The organism is Pseudomonas thivervalensis, from assembly GCF_001269655.1.
GTDB lineage: Bacteria > Pseudomonadota > Gammaproteobacteria > Pseudomonadales > Pseudomonadaceae > Aquipseudomonas > Aquipseudomonas thivervalensis.
On record NZ_LHVE01000006.1, the window covers coordinates 368,446 to 385,545 of the forward strand.

12 protein-coding genes are annotated in these 17,100 nt (G+C 62.2%); 4 read left to right on the forward strand and 8 right to left on the reverse strand.

The annotated features are described in order from the left end of the window. Positions 1-27: 27 nt before the first annotated feature. Positions 28-633, reverse strand: a complete 606-nt coding sequence (locus tag AD659_RS07550; protein WP_053119840.1) for a MiaE family protein — start codon at positions 631-633, stop codon at positions 28-30. 178 nt (positions 634-811) lie between these two features. On the opposite strand from AD659_RS07550, the gene AD659_RS07555 reads away from it, so the two are divergent. Beyond that, complete coding sequence (locus tag AD659_RS07555; protein WP_053119842.1) at positions 812-1,675, forward strand: universal stress protein; 864 nt, start codon at positions 812-814, stop codon at positions 1,673-1,675. Positions 1,676-1,868: 193 nt separating this feature from the next. On the opposite strand, the gene AD659_RS07560 is transcribed toward AD659_RS07555, so the two are convergent. Further along, positions 1,869-2,339, reverse strand: coding sequence for a DUF1289 domain-containing protein (locus AD659_RS07560; protein ID WP_053119847.1), 471 nt, complete (start codon positions 2,337-2,339; stop codon positions 1,869-1,871). A 408-nt stretch (positions 2,340-2,747) separates the two neighbouring features. Here AD659_RS07560 and acnB point away from each other — a divergent pair, with 408 nt between their 5' ends. Then, positions 2,748-5,357, forward strand: a complete 2,610-nt coding sequence (acnB, locus tag AD659_RS07565) for a bifunctional aconitate hydratase 2/2-methylisocitrate dehydratase (protein WP_053119849.1) — start codon at positions 2,748-2,750, stop codon at positions 5,355-5,357. Positions 5,358-6,134: 777 nt separating this feature from the next. Here acnB and AD659_RS07570 read toward each other — a convergent pair. Beyond that, positions 6,135-7,415, reverse strand: a complete 1,281-nt coding sequence (locus AD659_RS07570) for a serine/threonine transporter (protein ID WP_053119851.1) — start codon at positions 7,413-7,415, stop codon at positions 6,135-6,137. Positions 7,416-7,813: 398 nt separating this feature from the next. Between AD659_RS07570 and AD659_RS07580 the strand changes: the two genes are divergently transcribed. After that, positions 7,814-8,761, forward strand: a complete 948-nt coding sequence (locus tag AD659_RS07580) for a 2-hydroxyacid dehydrogenase (RefSeq protein WP_053119855.1) — start codon at positions 7,814-7,816, stop codon at positions 8,759-8,761. A 2-nt stretch (positions 8,762-8,763) separates the two neighbouring features. Here AD659_RS07580 and tssA read toward each other — a convergent pair whose 3' ends face one another. Genes tssA through AD659_RS07605 form a run of 5 tightly spaced genes read right to left on the reverse strand, consistent with a single transcriptional unit; the run spans position 8,764 to position 16,285 of the window. Continuing rightward, positions 8,764-9,846, reverse strand: a complete 1,083-nt coding sequence (gene tssA, locus AD659_RS07585; RefSeq protein ID WP_053119857.1) for a type VI secretion system protein TssA — start codon at positions 9,844-9,846, stop codon at positions 8,764-8,766. Then, complete coding sequence (locus AD659_RS07590; RefSeq protein ID WP_053119859.1) at positions 9,843-13,667, reverse strand: type VI secretion system protein; 3,825 nt, start codon at positions 13,665-13,667, stop codon at positions 9,843-9,845. The genes tssA and AD659_RS07590 overlap by 4 nt, the downstream gene beginning before the upstream one ends. Then, on the reverse strand, positions 13,664-14,425 hold the full coding sequence (locus tag AD659_RS07595) for a DotU family type IV/VI secretion system protein (RefSeq protein ID WP_053119861.1): 762 nt from the start codon (positions 14,423-14,425) through the stop codon (positions 13,664-13,666). Before AD659_RS07595 ends, AD659_RS07590 begins: the two co-directional genes overlap by 4 nt. Positions 14,426-14,443: 18 nt before the next feature. Continuing rightward, entirely contained in the window at positions 14,444-15,775 is a 1,332-nt protein-coding gene (tssK, locus tag AD659_RS07600) for a type VI secretion system baseplate subunit TssK (RefSeq protein ID WP_053119863.1), read from the reverse strand. Positions 15,776-15,826: 51 nt separating this feature from the next. Continuing rightward, positions 15,827-16,285 (reverse strand): hypothetical protein, encoded by a 459-nt coding sequence (locus tag AD659_RS07605; RefSeq protein ID WP_053119865.1) that lies wholly within the window; start codon positions 16,283-16,285, stop codon positions 15,827-15,829. Between the two features lie 224 nt (positions 16,286-16,509). Here AD659_RS07605 and tssB point away from each other — a divergent pair, with 224 nt between their 5' ends. Continuing rightward, the gene (gene tssB, locus AD659_RS07610) at positions 16,510-17,070 is read left to right on the forward strand and encodes a type VI secretion system contractile sheath small subunit (protein ID WP_053119867.1); all 561 of its coding nucleotides are present in this window, start codon (positions 16,510-16,512) and stop codon (positions 17,068-17,070) included. Positions 17,071-17,100 lie beyond the last annotated feature (30 nt).

Genomic DNA, 17,100 nt, shown 5'->3' on the forward strand with positions numbered 1-17,100 from the left:
GATGGGGCTAGTAGAAACACCCGCGCATTAAAGCGCAGGCACACCACTGTGGAACCGAAACTCCACATCCGGCGACTCGATCAGTGCCCGCTCGGCCTCACGGACCTTGTCGATTACCTGGGCAATGTCCTTGGCATCGCCGTACTGGTAGGCCAGTTTCAGGTAGCCCTGGAAATGCCGGGCTTCGCTTTTCAGCAAACCGAAGTAGAACTTGCCCAGCTCCTCGTCCAGGTGCGGCACCAAGGCCTCGAAACGTTCGCAACTGCGGGCTTCGATGAAGGCGCCGACCACCAGGGTGTCCACCAGTTTGACCGGCTCGTGGCTGCGTACCACCTTGCGCAGCCCCGAGGCATAGCGTCCGGCGGAGAGCTGGCGCAGGCCGATCTTGCGTTTTTTCATCAGGCGCATGACCTGCTCGTGATGCACCAGCTCTTCCCGGGCCAGGCGCGACATCAGATTGATCAGGTCGACGTGGGAATGGTATTTGGCGATCAGGCTCAGGGCGGTGCTGGCCGCCTTGAATTCGCAGTTCTTGTGGTCGATCAGCAACGTTTCCTGGTCGGCCAGCGCGGCCTGGACCCAGGCATCGGGGGTGCGGCAACCAAGGAATTCGTGGATTTCGGGAAGATTCATGGGGCTCACGGGCAAAGGTAGTCGAGCGAAGGGCGCCGATTATACCGGCCTGCCTCCAGACCACCAGCCATCGCCGTTGATATGCATCAAGTCGACGACTCACCCACAACAACTAGACTGCCCGACAACAACTATAGTTGAGCAACACCAGCCTTTTCATTGCAGGAGAACGCCGATCATGCAAGCCATTCGCAGCATCCTGGTGGTCATTGAGCCCGAACATTCGGAAAGCCTGGCGCTCAAGCGCGCCAAACTGATCGCCGGTGTGACCCAGGCCCACCTGCACCTGCTGGTGTGCGACAAGAAGCATGACCATGCCGGCCTGCTCAGCGTGCTCAAGAGCGCACTGCTGGCCGACGGCTACAGCGTCACCACCGAGCAGGCCTGGAACGAAAGCCTCTACGAAACCATCATTGACGTGCAGCAGGCAGAAGGTTGCGGGCTGGTGATCAAACAGCACTTCCCCGACAGCCCGTTGAAAAAGGCCCTGCTGACCCCGGCGGACTGGAAACTGCTACGCCATTGCCCGACCCCGGTGCTGCTGGTGAAAACCGCCGGTTCCTGGAAAGACAAGGTGATCCTCGCCGCCGTCGATGTTGGCAATGCCGACGGTGAGCACCGCCACCTGCATTCCACCATCATCGACCATGGCTATGACATCGCCCTCCTCGCCAAGGCGCACCTGCACGTGATCAGCGCCCATCCCTCGCCGATGCTCTCGTCCGCCGACCCGACCTTCCAGCTCAAGGAAACCATCGAGGCCCGGTATCGCGAGCAGTGCCGGGCGTTCCAGGCCGAATTCGATGTCGATGACCAGCACCTGCACATCGAAGAAGGCCCAGCGGACGTCTTGATTCCGTACATGGCGCGCAAGCTGCAGGCGGCCGTGACGGTAATCGGCACCGTGGCCCGCTCGGGGCTGTCCGGGGTGTTGATCGGCAACACTGCCGAGGCCGTGCTCGATACGCTGGAAAGCGATGTGCTGGTGCTCAAGCCCCAGGAGGTCGAGGATCATCTGGTGGAGTTGGCGGTCAAGGATTGAATAGACGCTGGCGATAAAGCTCTTGTGGCGAGGGAGCTTGCTCCCGCTGGGTTGCGAAGCGACCCGCGCTCTTGATCTTAAAGATTTCTGGTCCTGAAAAATCCAGGCGTCTGCTGCGCAGCCGAGCGGGAGCAAGCTCCCTCGCCACAAAAGCGCTCTGGCACAAAAGCTCGTTTGGACATATGACCGGGGGTCATCCGCCCATCGCATCCTTCAGGAACCCCGGCGCGATGTAGCGCTGGTAATGGGCTTCTGACAGAAGGAAAAACTCCCGATCAATGGCATCGCGCAAGTCCGGCAGGTCCCAATCGCGAAACTCCGGCATCAGCACCATGCCATAGGCTTCCAGGTTGTTGATCACCCGCGCGCCCCGGGCAATCAACTGATAGGCCCAGCAGTATTCCGACTGGTGCGGCACAAAACGGATCTTGCGCGACTCCAGTTGCTGGCGCAGCAATCCGGGGTCGAAAACCTCCAACTTGGCCACCATCACCTGCACCAACAGCTGTTCGAGCCGCATCCACACCGCGCGTTTTTCGTCCTCGTTGTAGCCGTTCCAGTGAATCACTTCATGGTGGAACCGCTTGCAGCCACGGCACACCAGGTCACCGTAGACAGTGGAGCAAAGGCCGACGCAGGGGGTCTTGATGAGCTGGTTGGGCATAAGGAAACGCACACGCAAAAGCAGGACAGGCCGGCATGTTAGCCCTTTGTCTAAGATTGATCACCCCTTCAAACTTCGTAGGCCAACTTACCTTTAATTTTTTTTTCCCGTAGAATCAGCCAGCCTTTTAAGGCGCCAATGTCCGTTAGAAGCTGTTTTCAAAGCGTCACGAGCACAGTCGTTCCTTCAGAGCGGTGTTGGCGAAGGGTCTTTCCAGCGGGGAAAGCCCAACGCCAACCCTCATCAGCTCCCGTTCTGCAGGCGTAAAACTTTGAAAGCAGCTTCTGTGAGGAACTCCGGCAACTCTGGCGTGGAGGCCCAAAAAGCCCCCTGACGCGCATGAGTGCCGTGAGTTTCTGGATGAGCGTCCCGGACACCCATTTGGGACCACTGATGAGGGTAATAACTGTGCTTGAAGCCTACCGCAAACATATCGAAGAGCGTGCAGCCCTGGGTATCGTTCCCCAGCCGCTTAACGCCGAACAAACCGCAGGCCTGATCGAGCTGCTGAAAAATCCTCCGGCTGGCGAAGAAGCTTTCCTCGTTGACCTGATCACCAATCGCGTTCCACCAGGAGTCGACGAAGCCGCCTACGTCAAGGCCGGTTTCCTGTCCGCCCTGGCCAAGGGCCAGGCCCAATCCCCTCTGCTGGACAAGAAGCGCGCCGTTGAACTGCTCGGCACCATGCAGGGTGGCTACAACATCGTGACCCTGGTGGAGCTGCTGGACGACGCCGAGCTGGCGCCCGTCGCCGCCGAAGAACTCAAGCACACCCTGCTGATGTTCGATGCCTTCCACGACGTGGCTGAAAAAGCCAAGAACGGCAACGCTCATGCCAAGGCCGTGCTGCAATCCTGGGCTGACGGCGAGTGGTTCAAGAAGCGCCCGGTACTGGCCGACAAGATCAGCCTGCGCGTGTTCAAGGTCACCGGCGAAACCAACACCGATGACCTGTCCCCTGCCCCGGACGCCTGGTCCCGCCCGGACATCCCGCTGCACGCCCTGGCCATGCTGAAAATGGCCCGTGACGGCATCGTTCCGGACGAGCAAGGCAAGACCGGCCCGATGAAGCAGATCGAAGAAATGCGCGGCCAGGGCTTCCCGATCGCCTACGTCGGCGACGTGGTCGGTACCGGCTCCTCGCGCAAATCGGCAACCAACTCGGTGCTGTGGTTCTTCGGCGACGACATCCCCTACGTGCCGAACAAGCGCGCTGGCGGTTTCTGCTTCGGCAGCAAGATCGCCCCGATCTTCTACAACACCATGGAAGATGCCGGCGCACTGCCGATCGAGTTCGACGTGTCGAACATGAACATGGGCGACGTGATCGACCTGTACCCGCATGCCGGCAAAGTCTGCAAGCACGGTACCGACGAAGTCATCACCACCTTCGAAATGAAGACCCCGGTGCTGTTGGACGAAGTCCGTGCCGGCGGCCGTATTCCGTTGATCATTGGCCGTGGCCTGACCGAGAAGGCTCGCGCCGAGCTGGGCCTGCCACCGTTCGACCTGTTCAAGAAGCCTGAAGCGCCAGCCGAAAGCACCAAGGGTTTCACCCTGGCGCAGAAGATGGTCGGCAAGGCTTGCGGTCTGGCAGAAGGCCAAGGCGTACGCCCTGGCACCTACTGCGAACCGAAAATGACCACCGTGGGTTCCCAGGACACCACCGGTCCGATGACCCGTGACGAACTGAAAGACCTGGCGTGCCTGGGCTTCTCGGCTGACCTGGTGATGCAGTCCTTCTGCCACACCGCGGCTTATCCGAAGCCGATCGACGTGACCACCCACCACACCCTGCCTGACTTCATCATGACCCGCGGCGGCGTTTCCCTGCGTCCGGGCGACGGCATCATCCACTCGTGGCTGAACCGCATGCTGCTGCCAGACACCGTGGGTACCGGCGGTGACTCGCACACCCGTTTCCCGATGGGCATCTCGTTCCCGGCCGGTTCCGGCCTGGTCGCGTTCGCCGCTGCCACCGGCGTCATGCCGCTGGACATGCCGGAATCGATCCTGGTGCGCTTCAAAGGCAAAATGAAACCTGGCATCACCCTGCGTGACCTGGTTCATGCCATTCCTTACTTCGCCATCCAGAACGGCCTGCTGACCGTCGAGAAGAAAGGCAAGAAAAACGCCTTCTCCGGCCGCATCCTGGAAATCGAAGGCTTGGAAGGCTTGACCCTGGAGCAGGCTTTCGAACTGTCCGACGCCTCGGCCGAACGTTCGGCTGCCGGTTGCACCATCAAGCTGTCGAAAGAGTCGATCACCGAGTACTTGCAGTCCAACATCACCCTGCTGCGCTGGATGATCGGCGAAGGCTACGGTGATGCACGTACCCTGGAACGTCGCGCCCAAGCGATGGAAGCCTGGGTCGCCGACCCGCAACTGATGGAAGCCGATGCCGACGCCGAATACGCCGAAGTCATCGAAATCGACCTGGCCGACATCAGCGAGCCTGTGCTCTGCGCGCCGAACGATCCGGACGACGCCCGTTTGCTGTCCAGCGTCGCTGGCGAGAAGATCGACGAAGTGTTCATCGGTTCGTGCATGACCAACATCGGTCACTTCCGCGCTGCCGGTAAGCTGCTGGAGCAGGTCAAGGGCCAGTTGCCAACTCGTCTGTGGCTGTCGCCGCCGACCAAGATGGACGCTCACCAGCTCACCGAAGAAGGCTACTACGGCATCTACGGCAAGGCCGGTGCACGGATGGAAATGCCAGGCTGCTCGCTGTGCATGGGTAACCAGGCACGCGTCGAGCCGAACTCCACCGTGGTGTCGACGTCGACCCGTAACTTCCCGAACCGTCTGGGTGACGGCGCGAACGTTTACCTGGCTTCGGCCGAACTGGCGTCCGTGGCTTCGATCCTGGGTCGCCTGCCGACCGTCGAGGAGTACATGGAATACGCCGGCAAGATCGACAGCATGGCAGCGGACGTGTACCGCTACCTGAGCTTCGACCAGATCGCCGAGTTCCGTGAAGCGGCTGCGAACGCCAACATCCCGGTCGTTCAAGCCTAACGCTTAAAACGCCCGACTGAAAACGCCGCCCTTCTTGTGAGGGGCGGCGTTTTTTTATGCCTGTCTATTTGAGGGGAAGTGCCTTTTTTGGGTACATATCCGTTTCTTCGGTAACGGCCGCTTAGGGTTCCGCTCTTACAGCGGGTCACTTTTGGAAAGAGCGCCAAAAGTAACCAAAAACGCTCTGCCCCACCACTCGGCACCTCGCCTAGGCTCGGCATGCCTGAACGAAGGCATTGCTCCGTGGGCCGCCGCGAAGGGCCATCCATGGCCCAGCGCGGCTATCCCGGCATCCATGCCGGGATGCCCACTCCACAATGCCTGCGTTCGGCCAGCGTGGTTTAACGGGGCGTCCAGATCAAGATCTAAAGCAAGAGCAAGAGCAAGAGCAAGAGCAAGAGCGGGATACATGCCAGCATCTATGTGGCTGAACCACCGCTATCGCGAGCAAGCTTTGCTCCCACAGATCTGACGGGTGTACGACCAAAAGAGCCAGGTCGGCTCTAAGGCCGCCTCGCGGTGGACGTTGATCTCGGCGCCCCGTTAACCACGCTGGCTGAACGAAGGTGTTGCGCAGTGGGCAACCCGGCATGGATGCCGAGCCTAGGCGAGGCACCGAGTGGTGGGGCAAAGCGCTTTTGCTTACTTTTGGCGCTCTTCCAAAAGTGAGCCGCCGTAAGGGCGGAACCGTAGGCAGCCGTTACCGCAGCAATGGATATGTACTCATTCAACAACATCCTGGCCGGCTACCGAGCAAGCTCGCCCCCCAGGAAAAACCTACGCCAAGAGGGAGTAAACCAACGCAGTAATCGCCACCAACCCCACCAGCACCACAAAGACATTGGAAGCCTGGCCACGATAACGCGCCATGGCCGGAACTTTGCGAATGGCATACATCGGCATCAGGAACAGGATGGCCGCGATGACCGGCCCGCCCAGGGTTTCGATCATGCCCAGAATGCTTGGGTTGAGGGTGGCGACGATCCAGCACACCACCAGCATGAACGCGGCAGTGAGGCGGTCCAGGGTCTTGGGGGCCGGGCGGCGGCCGCTCTTGACGATCAGGCCCTTGAGGCCTTCGCTGGCGCCGATGTAGTGCCCGAGGAACGACTTGGAGATCGCCACGAAAGCAATCAACGGCGCGGCAAAGGCAATGGTCGGGTTGCTGAAGTGGTTGGCCAGGTACGACAGGATCGACAGGTTCTGCGCCTTGGCCTCGGCCAGTTGTGCCGGGGTCAGGGTCAGCACGCAACTGAACACGAAGAACAGCACCATCACCACCATCAGTACATGGGCGCGCGACAGGATCTGCGAACTGCGTTCCTCGGCGTTATCGCCATAGCGACGTTTCTGGTCCACCGCAAACGCCGAGATGATCGGCGAGTGATTGAACGAGAACACCATCACCGGAATCGCCAGCCACAAGGTATGCAGCAGCGCCGAAGGTGCTGGCGGCGTCGATGCCGTGGTCAGGATGCCGCCGCTCCAGTGGGGAACCAGGAACACCGCCAGGAACAGCAGCGCCACGATGAACGGATAGACCATCAGGCTCATGGCCTTGACGATCGCCTGCTCACCACAGCGGACCACCGCCAGCAGGCCGAGGATCAGCACCAGCGACAACACCGCCCGAGGCGGTGGCTGGATGTGCAACTGATGCTCCAGGAAACTGCCCACCGTGTTGGTCAGCGCCACGCTGTAGATCAGCAGGATCGGGAAAATGGCAAAAAAATACAAAAGCGTGATCAGCGCACCGGCCTTGAGGCCGAAATGCTCTTCCACCACGTCGGTGATGTCCGCGCCATCGCGACCGGACAACACGAAACGGGTCAGGCCCCGGTGGGCATAGAACGTCATGGGGAACGCCAGCAACGCCAGGATCAGCAGCGGCCAAAAACCGCCCAGGCCCGCGTTGATGGGTAAGAACAGAGTGCCTGCACCGATGGCGGTGCCAAACAGACCCAGCATCCAGGTGGTGTCTTGGCGACTCCATTGGCTGAGGGTGGCTGGGACTGTCGTTTCAAAGCGCTCTTCGACGCTATTGGCCTGATCATTCATCCGGTCGGATCTCCGTTTTCCGGTCACATGCACCCGACCAGGACGAGTCGGAAAACCCCGACAGGCAGCGCCCTGGCCGAAACAGGGGCGCGATTGTCCGGGATTAGCGAGCAGAAGCAAAGACTTAGCTGAGGAGCGGTTATGCGGATCAGATCGCTGTCATAGAAATGGTCACCGTATTTCCCTGCATTCTCCGCATTCCCGGTGGGAGCGAGCTTGCTCGCGATGAGGCCGGCACATCCAACATCTTCATTGACTGAGCCACCGCTATCGCGAGCAAGCTCGCTCCCACAAGAGGATCCAAAAATGAATCCAAAAAGCCCAAGCTCCCCCTGCCCTCGGCTCCTACAATCAGGTTGAATACCTGATGTTCGACAAAGCGCCCACAGGAGCCCAGCATGACCGCAACCGTTCTGGTACTGGTTGAAACCGTCAATGAATACCTGCCGATTCTCGAGCGGCAGGGTTACCACCTGGAATTGGCGCCCACGCCGGCCGAACGCAAGACAGCGATTTTCGAACACGGTGAGCGCTTCGGCGCAGTGCTGACCCGCGGCCCCTTGGGTTTGACCGCCAAGGAAATGGCCGCCCTGCCCAACCTGCAGATCATTTGCGTGATTGGCGCCGGTTACGAACAGGTGGACCTGCAGGCCGCACGCAATCGAGGCATCGTGGTGACCAATGGCGCCGGGGTCAACGCCTCGTCAGTCGCTGACCATGCCATGGCGCTGCTGCTGGCACTGGTGCGCGACATTCCCCGGGCTGACGCGAGTGTGCGCCGGGGCGAGTGGGCCAAGGTCATGCGCCCTTCCCTGGCTGGCAAGCGCTTGGGTGTGCTGGGCCTGGGCGCGGTGGGCATGGCGATTGCCAAGCGGGCCGCCCTCGGCTTCGACATGAGCGTCAGCTACCACAATCGGCGGATGCGCAACGACGTGCCCTACACCTTCTGCGCCACGCCCACGGAACTGGCCCGGGTCTCGGACTTCCTGATCGTCGCCACGCCCGGCGGCCTGGACACCCGGCAGTTGATCAACAAACAGGCCCTTGATGCCCTGGGCCCCCATGGCTTCCTGGTGAACATCGCCCGCGCCAGCGTGGTCGCCACCACCGATCTGATCAACGCCCTGGAGCAGCGGCGAATCGCCGGAGCGGCCCTGGACGTGTTCGATCACGAGCCCGAAGTGCCGGAGGCGCTGAAACACCTGCCCAACGTCGTACTGACGCCCCATGTGGCCGGCCTGTCGCCGGAAGCGACACGGGGCACGGTGGAGTTGGTGGGCCAGAACCTGAACGCGTTCTTTGCCGGAAAACCGGTATTGACGCCAGTACCGCTACCCGACGCGTAGCCTTAAAGAACCCCCAGCAACGTCCACAACCGCCGGGACTCGGCATCGGCACTGATCAGTTCACCCAGCAACTCGCTCAACGGCTTGTTGCCCCACTCCACCCCGCGCCGGATCAGGTAAGGCACCGGGCTGTGGGGTTCGGTGCGGGCCAGATAACCGGCGATGACCAATAGCTGCCGATAGGCCTCTTCACGATTGGCCGGTTCCTGAAAGACCTGGGCAGGTACTGCCGGCGACTCGGACGTCGACGTCGTAGCCGCCGGGGTCGTGTGCACGGGCACGACGGTGGGTTGCTGTGGGTGCATCGCGATGAACTCCTCTACCAGTGCCAGCAATGCCTGCATCACGTCCTGCAAGGATTTGTAACCGGGGGCCAAGTTGCCCAGGTAAGCGTCGCTCCAGGCTTCGAGCCGTTGCAGGTGCTGCAGGCTCAACATCAGGCTGCCCTGGCGATGCAACCAGAACGACAAGGGTGTGCTGCGAATCAGTTCGCTGAGCTTTTTGTGATCGTTGCGCGCCGCTTCCGCCGAGGCCTTGGCGTTCTTGCTGTCGTTCACCAATACCTGCTGGCGCTGCAAGCGTTGCCAGTCATCCAGACAGAAACCGGTAAAGGCCTGGTCCCGACCATCGAGCAATGGCACCCGCGTCAGCAACACTTCGCTGTAACGACGGGCCAGCCACTCCAACGGAATCACCCGCCACGACTGGTCGCCTTCATCGGCCTGGGGGTGCAACCGTTCCGGATAACGCTCACACAGCCCCGTCACCAGCGCCAGGCTACCCGGCAATCCCTCCAACCCAGTCATATGCAGCCAGGCCTCGCCCAGCCAGGCGCTGATCATCAGGTCCTTGCTGCGCTCCAGCAGCAGCGTGGTCGCCAGCCGTTCCACCTCTGGCCACAGGGCGCGCTTGATCGAAGACTGCCACACGCCGGTGGGCAGACTGGTGTCGTCCTCCCGGCGTAATTCACGCAGTTGGTCGTATTCCGGCTCGTAGCGCAGGTCCTGGCCACAGGGCGATTCGACGCTGATCGGCTCAAGCAGTTGAGTGATCAGCTCCGGCAAAGGCGATATCGGCAAACTCACAGGCCTTCCTCACGGGTGGCGATGGCGCGGCTCGATGAGGTCGCCATGAACGGTGAACGGGGTGCCTGCGTCGGCAGCGGTGCAATCGACAAGGGCAACTTGGAGCCCTGGCTCATCAAGGACAGGCGCACGAACATCAGTGTCTGCTCCGCCGTGCGGGCCTGGGTCTGGGCGGTGACTGGCAATTGCAGGGCCAGGGGGAAATCGGTGTAGTCGACATTCGGCTGGCGCTGGGCCGACCCCAGCGAGCGCATCAGGCGCAGCAATGACCACGGTCCCTGATACTCCCAACCCGCCTCCAGGTCACGCACCACCAGGTTCGGTTGCAACGGGTCGTTGGCCGGACGCTGGTAGCCGTTGCGGGCCCAGCGCAAGGTCAGGCTCACAGGCTGACCCACCATCCACCGCAGGTTCTGCTGGCCCCCGCCGGGGTAGCTGATCTGCTGGTTACCGGCGTTCAGGCTCCAGGCGATCACTTGATCGGCGCCGCGTTCCTCATCGCGATCGGTACGCCAGCGCACGTCCATCTCCACGCCGAGAATGCCACTCTTGTCGCGCACGAACAGCGGCCCGAGCCAGGTGCCGGCCTGTTTCAAACGGTTGAGGAAATCTTCCGCCGCCAGCCGCTCCGGCGTCTGGCTCAACGCCAATCCGGCCTGGGCCAGGGGCAGGCGTGTGTCGATCAGCTCCAGCAGATGCTGGACCCGTGCCGGGTCGGCATCGCTGGCCCGCACATCCAGGGCAAACGGAAAGCGCCCGGCCAGGTATTGATTGAAATAATTGGCCAGGTCATTCCAGGCGGTCGCGGCCTGATTCTGTTGCAGGTACAGGCACCGCTGCAGGGCCCCCTGCTGCAAGGCGATCGTGCGCAGGGCCAGGTCGCCACGCCCGCCGGGCAGGCTGGAGGTCTGCAAGATCTGCGCGCAGGACGCGGTGTCCATGGCGATGAAATCCCGGCTCACCAGTTGCTCCAGTTGGGCCGCCGAGCTGGCCGGGTTCTGGTTCTTGTACTTGAGCAACTCATCGTTGAGGGCCATGAAGCGCGCCACCTGGTCGTGCTCCAGGGCCGACAGGTTGTCCTGCTGGATGATCAGCCACTCCAAGGCAGGCATGCGTTGCTCGGCGATCTGCAGCATCACAGCGAACTGTTGGCTCAGGCTCAGTTTCAGTTCTTGTGGATCGTTGGCGCCGTAGAGCTGCAAGCCGAAGTTTTTCGAACCATCCCAACGCTGGATATCGGCCCGCTGGCTGAACAGCGGCTGAGCATCGATCTGGTCCAGGCCACTCTTGATCTGCGCCAATGCCCGGCGATTGAGCAAGCGCTGGAAACGGATTGCCAGGTCGCTACGGCGCACGTCCATGAAGGCTTTTTGCAGCGCCACGGCCTGGGCCGTTTGCACATTGAAGCCCACGCCGGGCAATGACTCCTCGCTTTCGTCCAGGCTCAACCACATGGCCCGCGCCGCGGCCCCTTCGGCGGCCTGTATCAGCGCGTCACGGTAATCCGGCGGAATGCGCGGCAGTTCTTCACTGGCATAGCTCTTGTAGCTGGCGAAGTAGTTCAGGGCGACGCTGAAATCATCGCTGCCATCGCCCTGCCCCATCGCATCGGGGTTGCTGTCCGACGGGCCCTTCTGCATGGCCAACGCCACGAAATCGCGCTTGAACAGCGCCTGCACCGCACCGTCCAACGCCGTGACATGATCCTGCAGGACCAGCAGGCCGCTGCCCTGTTGCACCAGCAGGTTGTCCCGGGAACCAGTCTGGACAATCCACTGATCGCGAAAACGCTGCTGCAATTTCGCTGCCTGGCTCTCCAGGTCCTGCTCGATATCCGGCCCAAGCAAGGTGCTGTGGCTGACCTTGTCCAGCATTTGGGTGTAGCCGGGCACCAAGTCCTGGCCCTTGCCCCGGCCCCAGGCTGAGTTGGTCAGGCTGACCAGCGTCTGCAAGTCATCGATCAACGCCATCAGGTCTTCGAGTTCGCTCAGGGAATTGCCGCCACCCGCCTCCAGCCGTTGCAGGTGCAGCTTGAGGTAACCGGCCTGGCGCACGAAATTGTCCGCCAGGAAGTAATGGTCCAGCCAGCGCTGCATCAGGCCGGTGAAGTTATCGGCGATCACCGGGCGCGCGGCGTTCAGGTCGAGCCCTTTCAAATCGCTGCTCTGCGCATCGAACAGTACCCGGTTGTAGAAATGGGCGCGGCTCAAGGTGCCGGTGTTGAGGCTCAGGGACAACGCGGTGTTGCTCAGTTGCACCAGTTCGTCCAGCGGTGCCCTGGGATCGTTTATCACCTGGCTGAACATCTGGTTGTGCTGTTCCAGGCGTACCGACAGGTCCACCAGCGCCTTGGCCTTTACGTAGCTCTGCCATTGCGCCGGGTCTTCGCTCTCGACGTTGCCCCGCCGCTCGGTGTTGCGGATGGACTTGAGTTGTTCCAGGTCTGAATTGAGCAGGTCCCGCAGCGGCAATATCCAATGGTGCCGGGCGGTCAGACGCAATCCATTCTCCAGTTGCGTGTCCACGGAAGAGAACCACGAGGTGGGAAAGACCACCGAGACGAAGCGCCAGCGTGGGGCCTTTTCCAACATGTTCCAGTAGTTCTGCACGTTGTGCCGGGTCGGTTCCAACTGAGGTTCGTCAGCGTCGACCACGAGATGATTCTTATGGGTACTGAGGATTAGCCGCGATAACCCTTCGGCTTCCTCCACCGAATCGTGCCAGACCCAGACCATGCCCCCCAGCCAGACCAGCCCAACCACCAATGCCACCGCCGCGGCCAAGCGATGCCCGCGCTGGCGCAAGCGCAACAGCCGTGGCACCGGCTGGGCCAGGCCACGTTCGGCCACCAGCCGCCGCGACCACAGTTGCCGGGCGAACACGGTTTGCCGCTGAGCGCTGTCGCTGGCGGTCACACCGTCGCCGCTGACGGCCGGCGCCTGACTGGCGGTGAAGTACACTCCGCGAAAACGCGGCGCTTCGCCTTGGGTATTACCCTGGAACACCGGCTCCAGCAGGATTTGCAAGGCCCGCCGCATGCCTTCGAAACGCTCCGGCAAGCCATAAAGATCGCTGCCCAATTGCCCCGACAGCGCACCAATCTCGATGATCGACTGTGACAACGCAGCGTTGACCTGGTCCAGGGCCTGGTCACTCCACTGCGACTGCCAGGCCGCCTCCGGCAAATACGGCGATGACCAACCCAGCATCGACTCGCGCGCCTCGGCGGGCAGCGCGCTGACCAGCTCCTGGAACCCGGGCAGCTCTTCCATCCCGGTGATCACCACATACACTGGCAGGCTGAGCCCGAAGCGTTGCAGAAGGTCGATGAAACAGCGCCGGACCTTGAGGCTCAGTTCGGTGGTGTGCTCGATGTCGTCGAGGGTGCTGAACGGGACGGTCCAGATCACCGCATCCAATGGCCGTTTGCTGCGCAACCGCAACATCAGACCGAGCAGGCGCCACCAGTTGCCCCGTTGCCGGTTCATGCCCTCATCGGGCAGGAACAACGCCTGGGGCACCACCAGGACCGCGCCTTCGACATCGGAAAACCAACGCCCGAACCAGGCCGCCTTGTCGGTGGGTTGCAAGCGCCACTGGGCACACAATTGGGCACCGTCGGTTTCGTTGCCAAGCATCATCAGCCAAGGCGCCTGATAACGGTCGCGGGTGCCCTGCTCCTGTTCCATGTGGCGCACCGCCCCATAGAAACTGCGGATCGCCGCCCCGCCCTGGGTGCGCAGCCACCAGACCAGGGCTGCAATCAACAGCACCACGACGATGGCGAGCAACACCAGGGCAACGATACTCAGCGTGCTCATGAATCCTGCTCCTGGACCACCGACTCGCCCAGTTGCAGCACCGGTTCGAGCTCCAGGCGAATGTCACGCCAGAACACCTGCCCCAGGCCGGTCAGCAACAACACCATCGCCAGGATCGCCAGCCCCAGGCGTAAGCCGTCCGGCAACGACTGCTGCACCGGCATGCGCACCGGCGGCGCCGACGCAGACAGTGCCAGGCGCTGGCTGACGTCGACGTAATCGGGATCGTGTTGCCAGGCGAAGGTGAACAGCGCCGCGCGCCACTTGGCCTGCTGGATCTGGCCGGGCTCGCCACGCAATCGCCCCTCGAACCCCAGGATGAGGCATTGCAGGTAGACATTCGCCAGGTCCCGGGTACCGGGCATCTGCTCGTCCAGCAATTTCTTGATCGCCGCCGGCAGGCGCTCGCCGGCCTGGCGACTGGCGTACATGCGTGATTCGAGGGGGTGCTGCTGCCAGGCCAGTTGTCCGGGCCAGGGGCTGAACAACAGGGTTTCATCCACCAGCGCGACGAAGGCATAGACCAGCGCCTTGACCTGCTCGGTGGCGGCATCGCCGACGGTGGCGAAGGCCACCCGCCACAGGCGCTGGGCACTGCGCCCGGAAAACTCCACCACCCGATTGACCAACACCGCGGGGTCGCTGTCCTCGGGCAAGTCCTGCCATTCCTGGGACCACTTCAGCCAGGCCTGGCGAAAAGCGCTGCTCAGCGGCGCCTCATGCAGACTCCGAACCGCCCCGCCACTTCCGTCCGGCATACGACTCCCCTTTTGCGATCAGGCACTTTCACTGGCTTGCGCCACGAACAACACCACCTGCCACGGACTGCTGGCCTGGGCCGATGCCGGCGCCACGATGTGCAACGGCAATTGCCCGTCGAACCATTGCCCGCTGGCGGCCACCACAAACAAACGCGTGTCGTCGCCGACGCTGTAGGCCACCTGTTCGTTGCGGCTCATGGCCTGGTGCGGCAAGCCGCTCATGCGTTGCCGGCTCAGCAGCGGGATGTGCCGCGACGACGCGATGATCGCCCCGCGCAACCAGTCGCCCGCCGCTTGCTCGCTGGCGCCGTTGGGCATGCGCAGGCCGATCACCAGGCGTTGATCCGGCTGGTCATCCGGCAACTGGATCGAAAAGACCTGTTCGTTGCGTTCGAAGGCCAGGCTGCGATAGCCGGCGCGGACCAGTTCCAGGGTGGTTTCCAGCCAGTCGAGCAGGGGCTCGTAGCCACGCTGCAACTCGAGAAAATCCAACGGCGCGAAGGCCGGGACGCCCGCCAGTGGATCGAGGGCCGACCAGCTCCCGGCCAGCCCCAGCAGCAAACCATAGAGCGCTTGCGGCGTCGCCACCCGGGTATTCAGCGCGCCTTCGACTTCCGGCAAGCGCGCCCACAAGGCGGTCAACTGCCGGCGGATCTCCACGGCATCGTCCTGATTGCCAGCCGCCTGGGCCTGGCGCAAGCGACCGGCGAGGAACATGCATTTTTCCCGGGCCCGGGCGCACACCCCGGCGACCCGTCGACCGAGGACCGACTCCGGCAACAGCACCGGCGTCGGTGGTGTGTAGGGCACGCGCCAGAAGCCGCCGCCCTCCTTGCGGATGCGCAGCAGCGGCAGGCAGATCGAATCGGCCTTGCTCAGTTGCGTGCACAGTCTCGGGTTGGGTCGCCAGACGGTGATCGACTCGGGAAACTCACCGCTAGTGAGGTCCGGCAATGCTTCGCCGACCACCGATTGCAAGCGGCCCTTGAGCGGCAGCAGTTGCCCGGCGCGCCACAGTGGGCTGACGGCCAGGTAAACGGTCACGGTGGCGTCGTCGGTCTTGTCGATGGTTTCGCTGATGTCCAGCTCCAGGCTCGGCCCGACGCCCGCCTGCAGGTTGACCGGCAAGCCGTCCGGTAACGTCCCCTGCAGTTGCAACAGCCGAACCTGGCCGGCGCTGAGGGCCGACGGGTCGACTTCCAACTGGCTGACGCCCCAGAACCAGGGGTTGCAGGCCCCGGCGAAATGCGCGGCCAAGGCCTCGGCACGCAGCCCTTGCAACTGAAAATGCTGGGGCAGCAGTTGCATGCCCTCATGCCAGCACACCGCGTCAGGTAACAGACTCATACGACTCCCTTCGACATTCCAATGTCACCGCTCAAGGCGGCCCGCGGTCATTCAAGGCTGGTTGTGCTGACCATCATTGACGAGGGTCATCTCGCGACTGTCGAACTTCAGCCAGGCCTTGCGTTGATCGTCCAGCCGAAGCCGGTGGGCTCCGGGAGTGTTATAGCTGGCGAAGACCAAAAGTCCAGCGGCGCGCCGGCCCTCCAACGGGAAGGGTTGGCGGTCGATGAATTGCCCCGGGACCAGCTCCAGCCCCCACACCGACATGAGTTGACGATAGTCGCGCTGGAACTGTTCGCGCTCGGCGAACCATTGGCTGGCGGTAATGCCCGACAGTTGCTTGAGCAGGTCCGGGTCATTCACCGCGATGAAGTCCACCGCGATCGGCGTGTCGTCATTGGCGCCGGAAGCGACGTCCAGGGTCAGGCTGTCGAGGTCGACACTGGGGGCAAAGAGCGAGCAACCGGTGAGTGCCAGGCTCAAAAAAAATCCATAAAAAAACGCACGCAAAATGAATCTTCCTTTTCTCAGCGGTCCAAAATTGTTTTTGCTTGCTTTTTTATAGACCTGTTCTAGCGTCTTGGGTAGTTCGACCCACACGGTTGAATGGACCAGGTTCGTCAAGGGAATGACAGGTTTTCTGCCGCCCGTTTGCAACCTGCGGATCAGCAAGGGAATGCGATGAGCGGGACTCCCGATGCATTGCTCCCACACATGCATCGGAGTCGGCCGCCATGGCAGAAAGTACCCAGCACAAGCTCGACAGAGTCCGTCCTCCCCGCGTCCAGATCACCTATGACGTGGAAATCGGCAACGCTATCGAGAAAAAAGAATTGCCACTGGTCGTCGGCATTCTGGCCGACCTCTCGGGCAAACCGTTGGACCCGCTGCCCAAGCTCAATGAGCGGCGCTTCACGGAAATCGATCGGGACAATTTCAACGAGGTGCTCGCCTCCATCTCCCCCCGCGCCACGATCCAGGTGAACAACACCCTCAGCGGCGACGACAGCAAGCTCAACATCGAGCTCAACTTCCGCCACATCGATGACTTCGACCCGGTCAAGGTCGTGGAGCAGGTCACGCCGCTGCGCCGCTTGTTCGAGGCGCGCCAACGCCTGCGGGATTTGCTGACCAAGCTCGACGGCAACGACGACCTGGACAAATTGCTGCGGGACGTGATCGCCAACACCGAAGGCCTGCAGGAGATCAAATCGGCCCGGCCCCAGGACGCGACGCCAGAGCTGCCGACCGTCGCCGCCAACGATGACCCTGCCCCGGCCGAGCCACAGGCCTGATCGCGCGCCTCATTCAAGGGAGATAAAGCC

Bases quoted from the DNA above. Each gene is read 5' to 3' on its own strand.
- AD659_RS07555 (WP_053119842.1), top strand. From the start codon at position 812: ATGCAAGCCATTCGCAGCATCCTGGTGGTCATTGAGCCCGAACATTCG.
- AD659_RS07570 (WP_053119851.1), bottom strand. From the start codon at position 7,415: ATGAATGATCAGGCCAATAGCGTCGAAGAGCGCTTTGAAACGACAGTC.
- AD659_RS07590 (WP_053119859.1), bottom strand. From the start codon at position 13,667: ATGAGCACGCTGAGTATCGTTGCCCTGGTGTTGCTCGCCATCGTCGTG.
- tssK (WP_053119863.1), bottom strand. From the start codon at position 15,775: ATGAGTCTGTTACCTGACGCGGTGTGCTGGCATGAGGGCATGCAACTG.
- AD659_RS07580 (WP_053119855.1), top strand. From the start codon at position 7,814: ATGACCGCAACCGTTCTGGTACTGGTTGAAACCGTCAATGAATACCTG.
- tssB (WP_053119867.1), top strand. From the start codon at position 16,510: ATGGCAGAAAGTACCCAGCACAAGCTCGACAGAGTCCGTCCTCCCCGC.
- AD659_RS07550 (WP_053119840.1), bottom strand. From the start codon at position 633: ATGAATCTTCCCGAAATCCACGAATTCCTTGGTTGCCGCACCCCCGAT.
- AD659_RS07560 (WP_053119847.1), bottom strand. From the start codon at position 2,339: ATGCCCAACCAGCTCATCAAGACCCCCTGCGTCGGCCTTTGCTCCACT.
- AD659_RS07595 (WP_053119861.1), bottom strand. From the start codon at position 14,425: ATGCCGGACGGAAGTGGCGGGGCGGTTCGGAGTCTGCATGAGGCGCCG.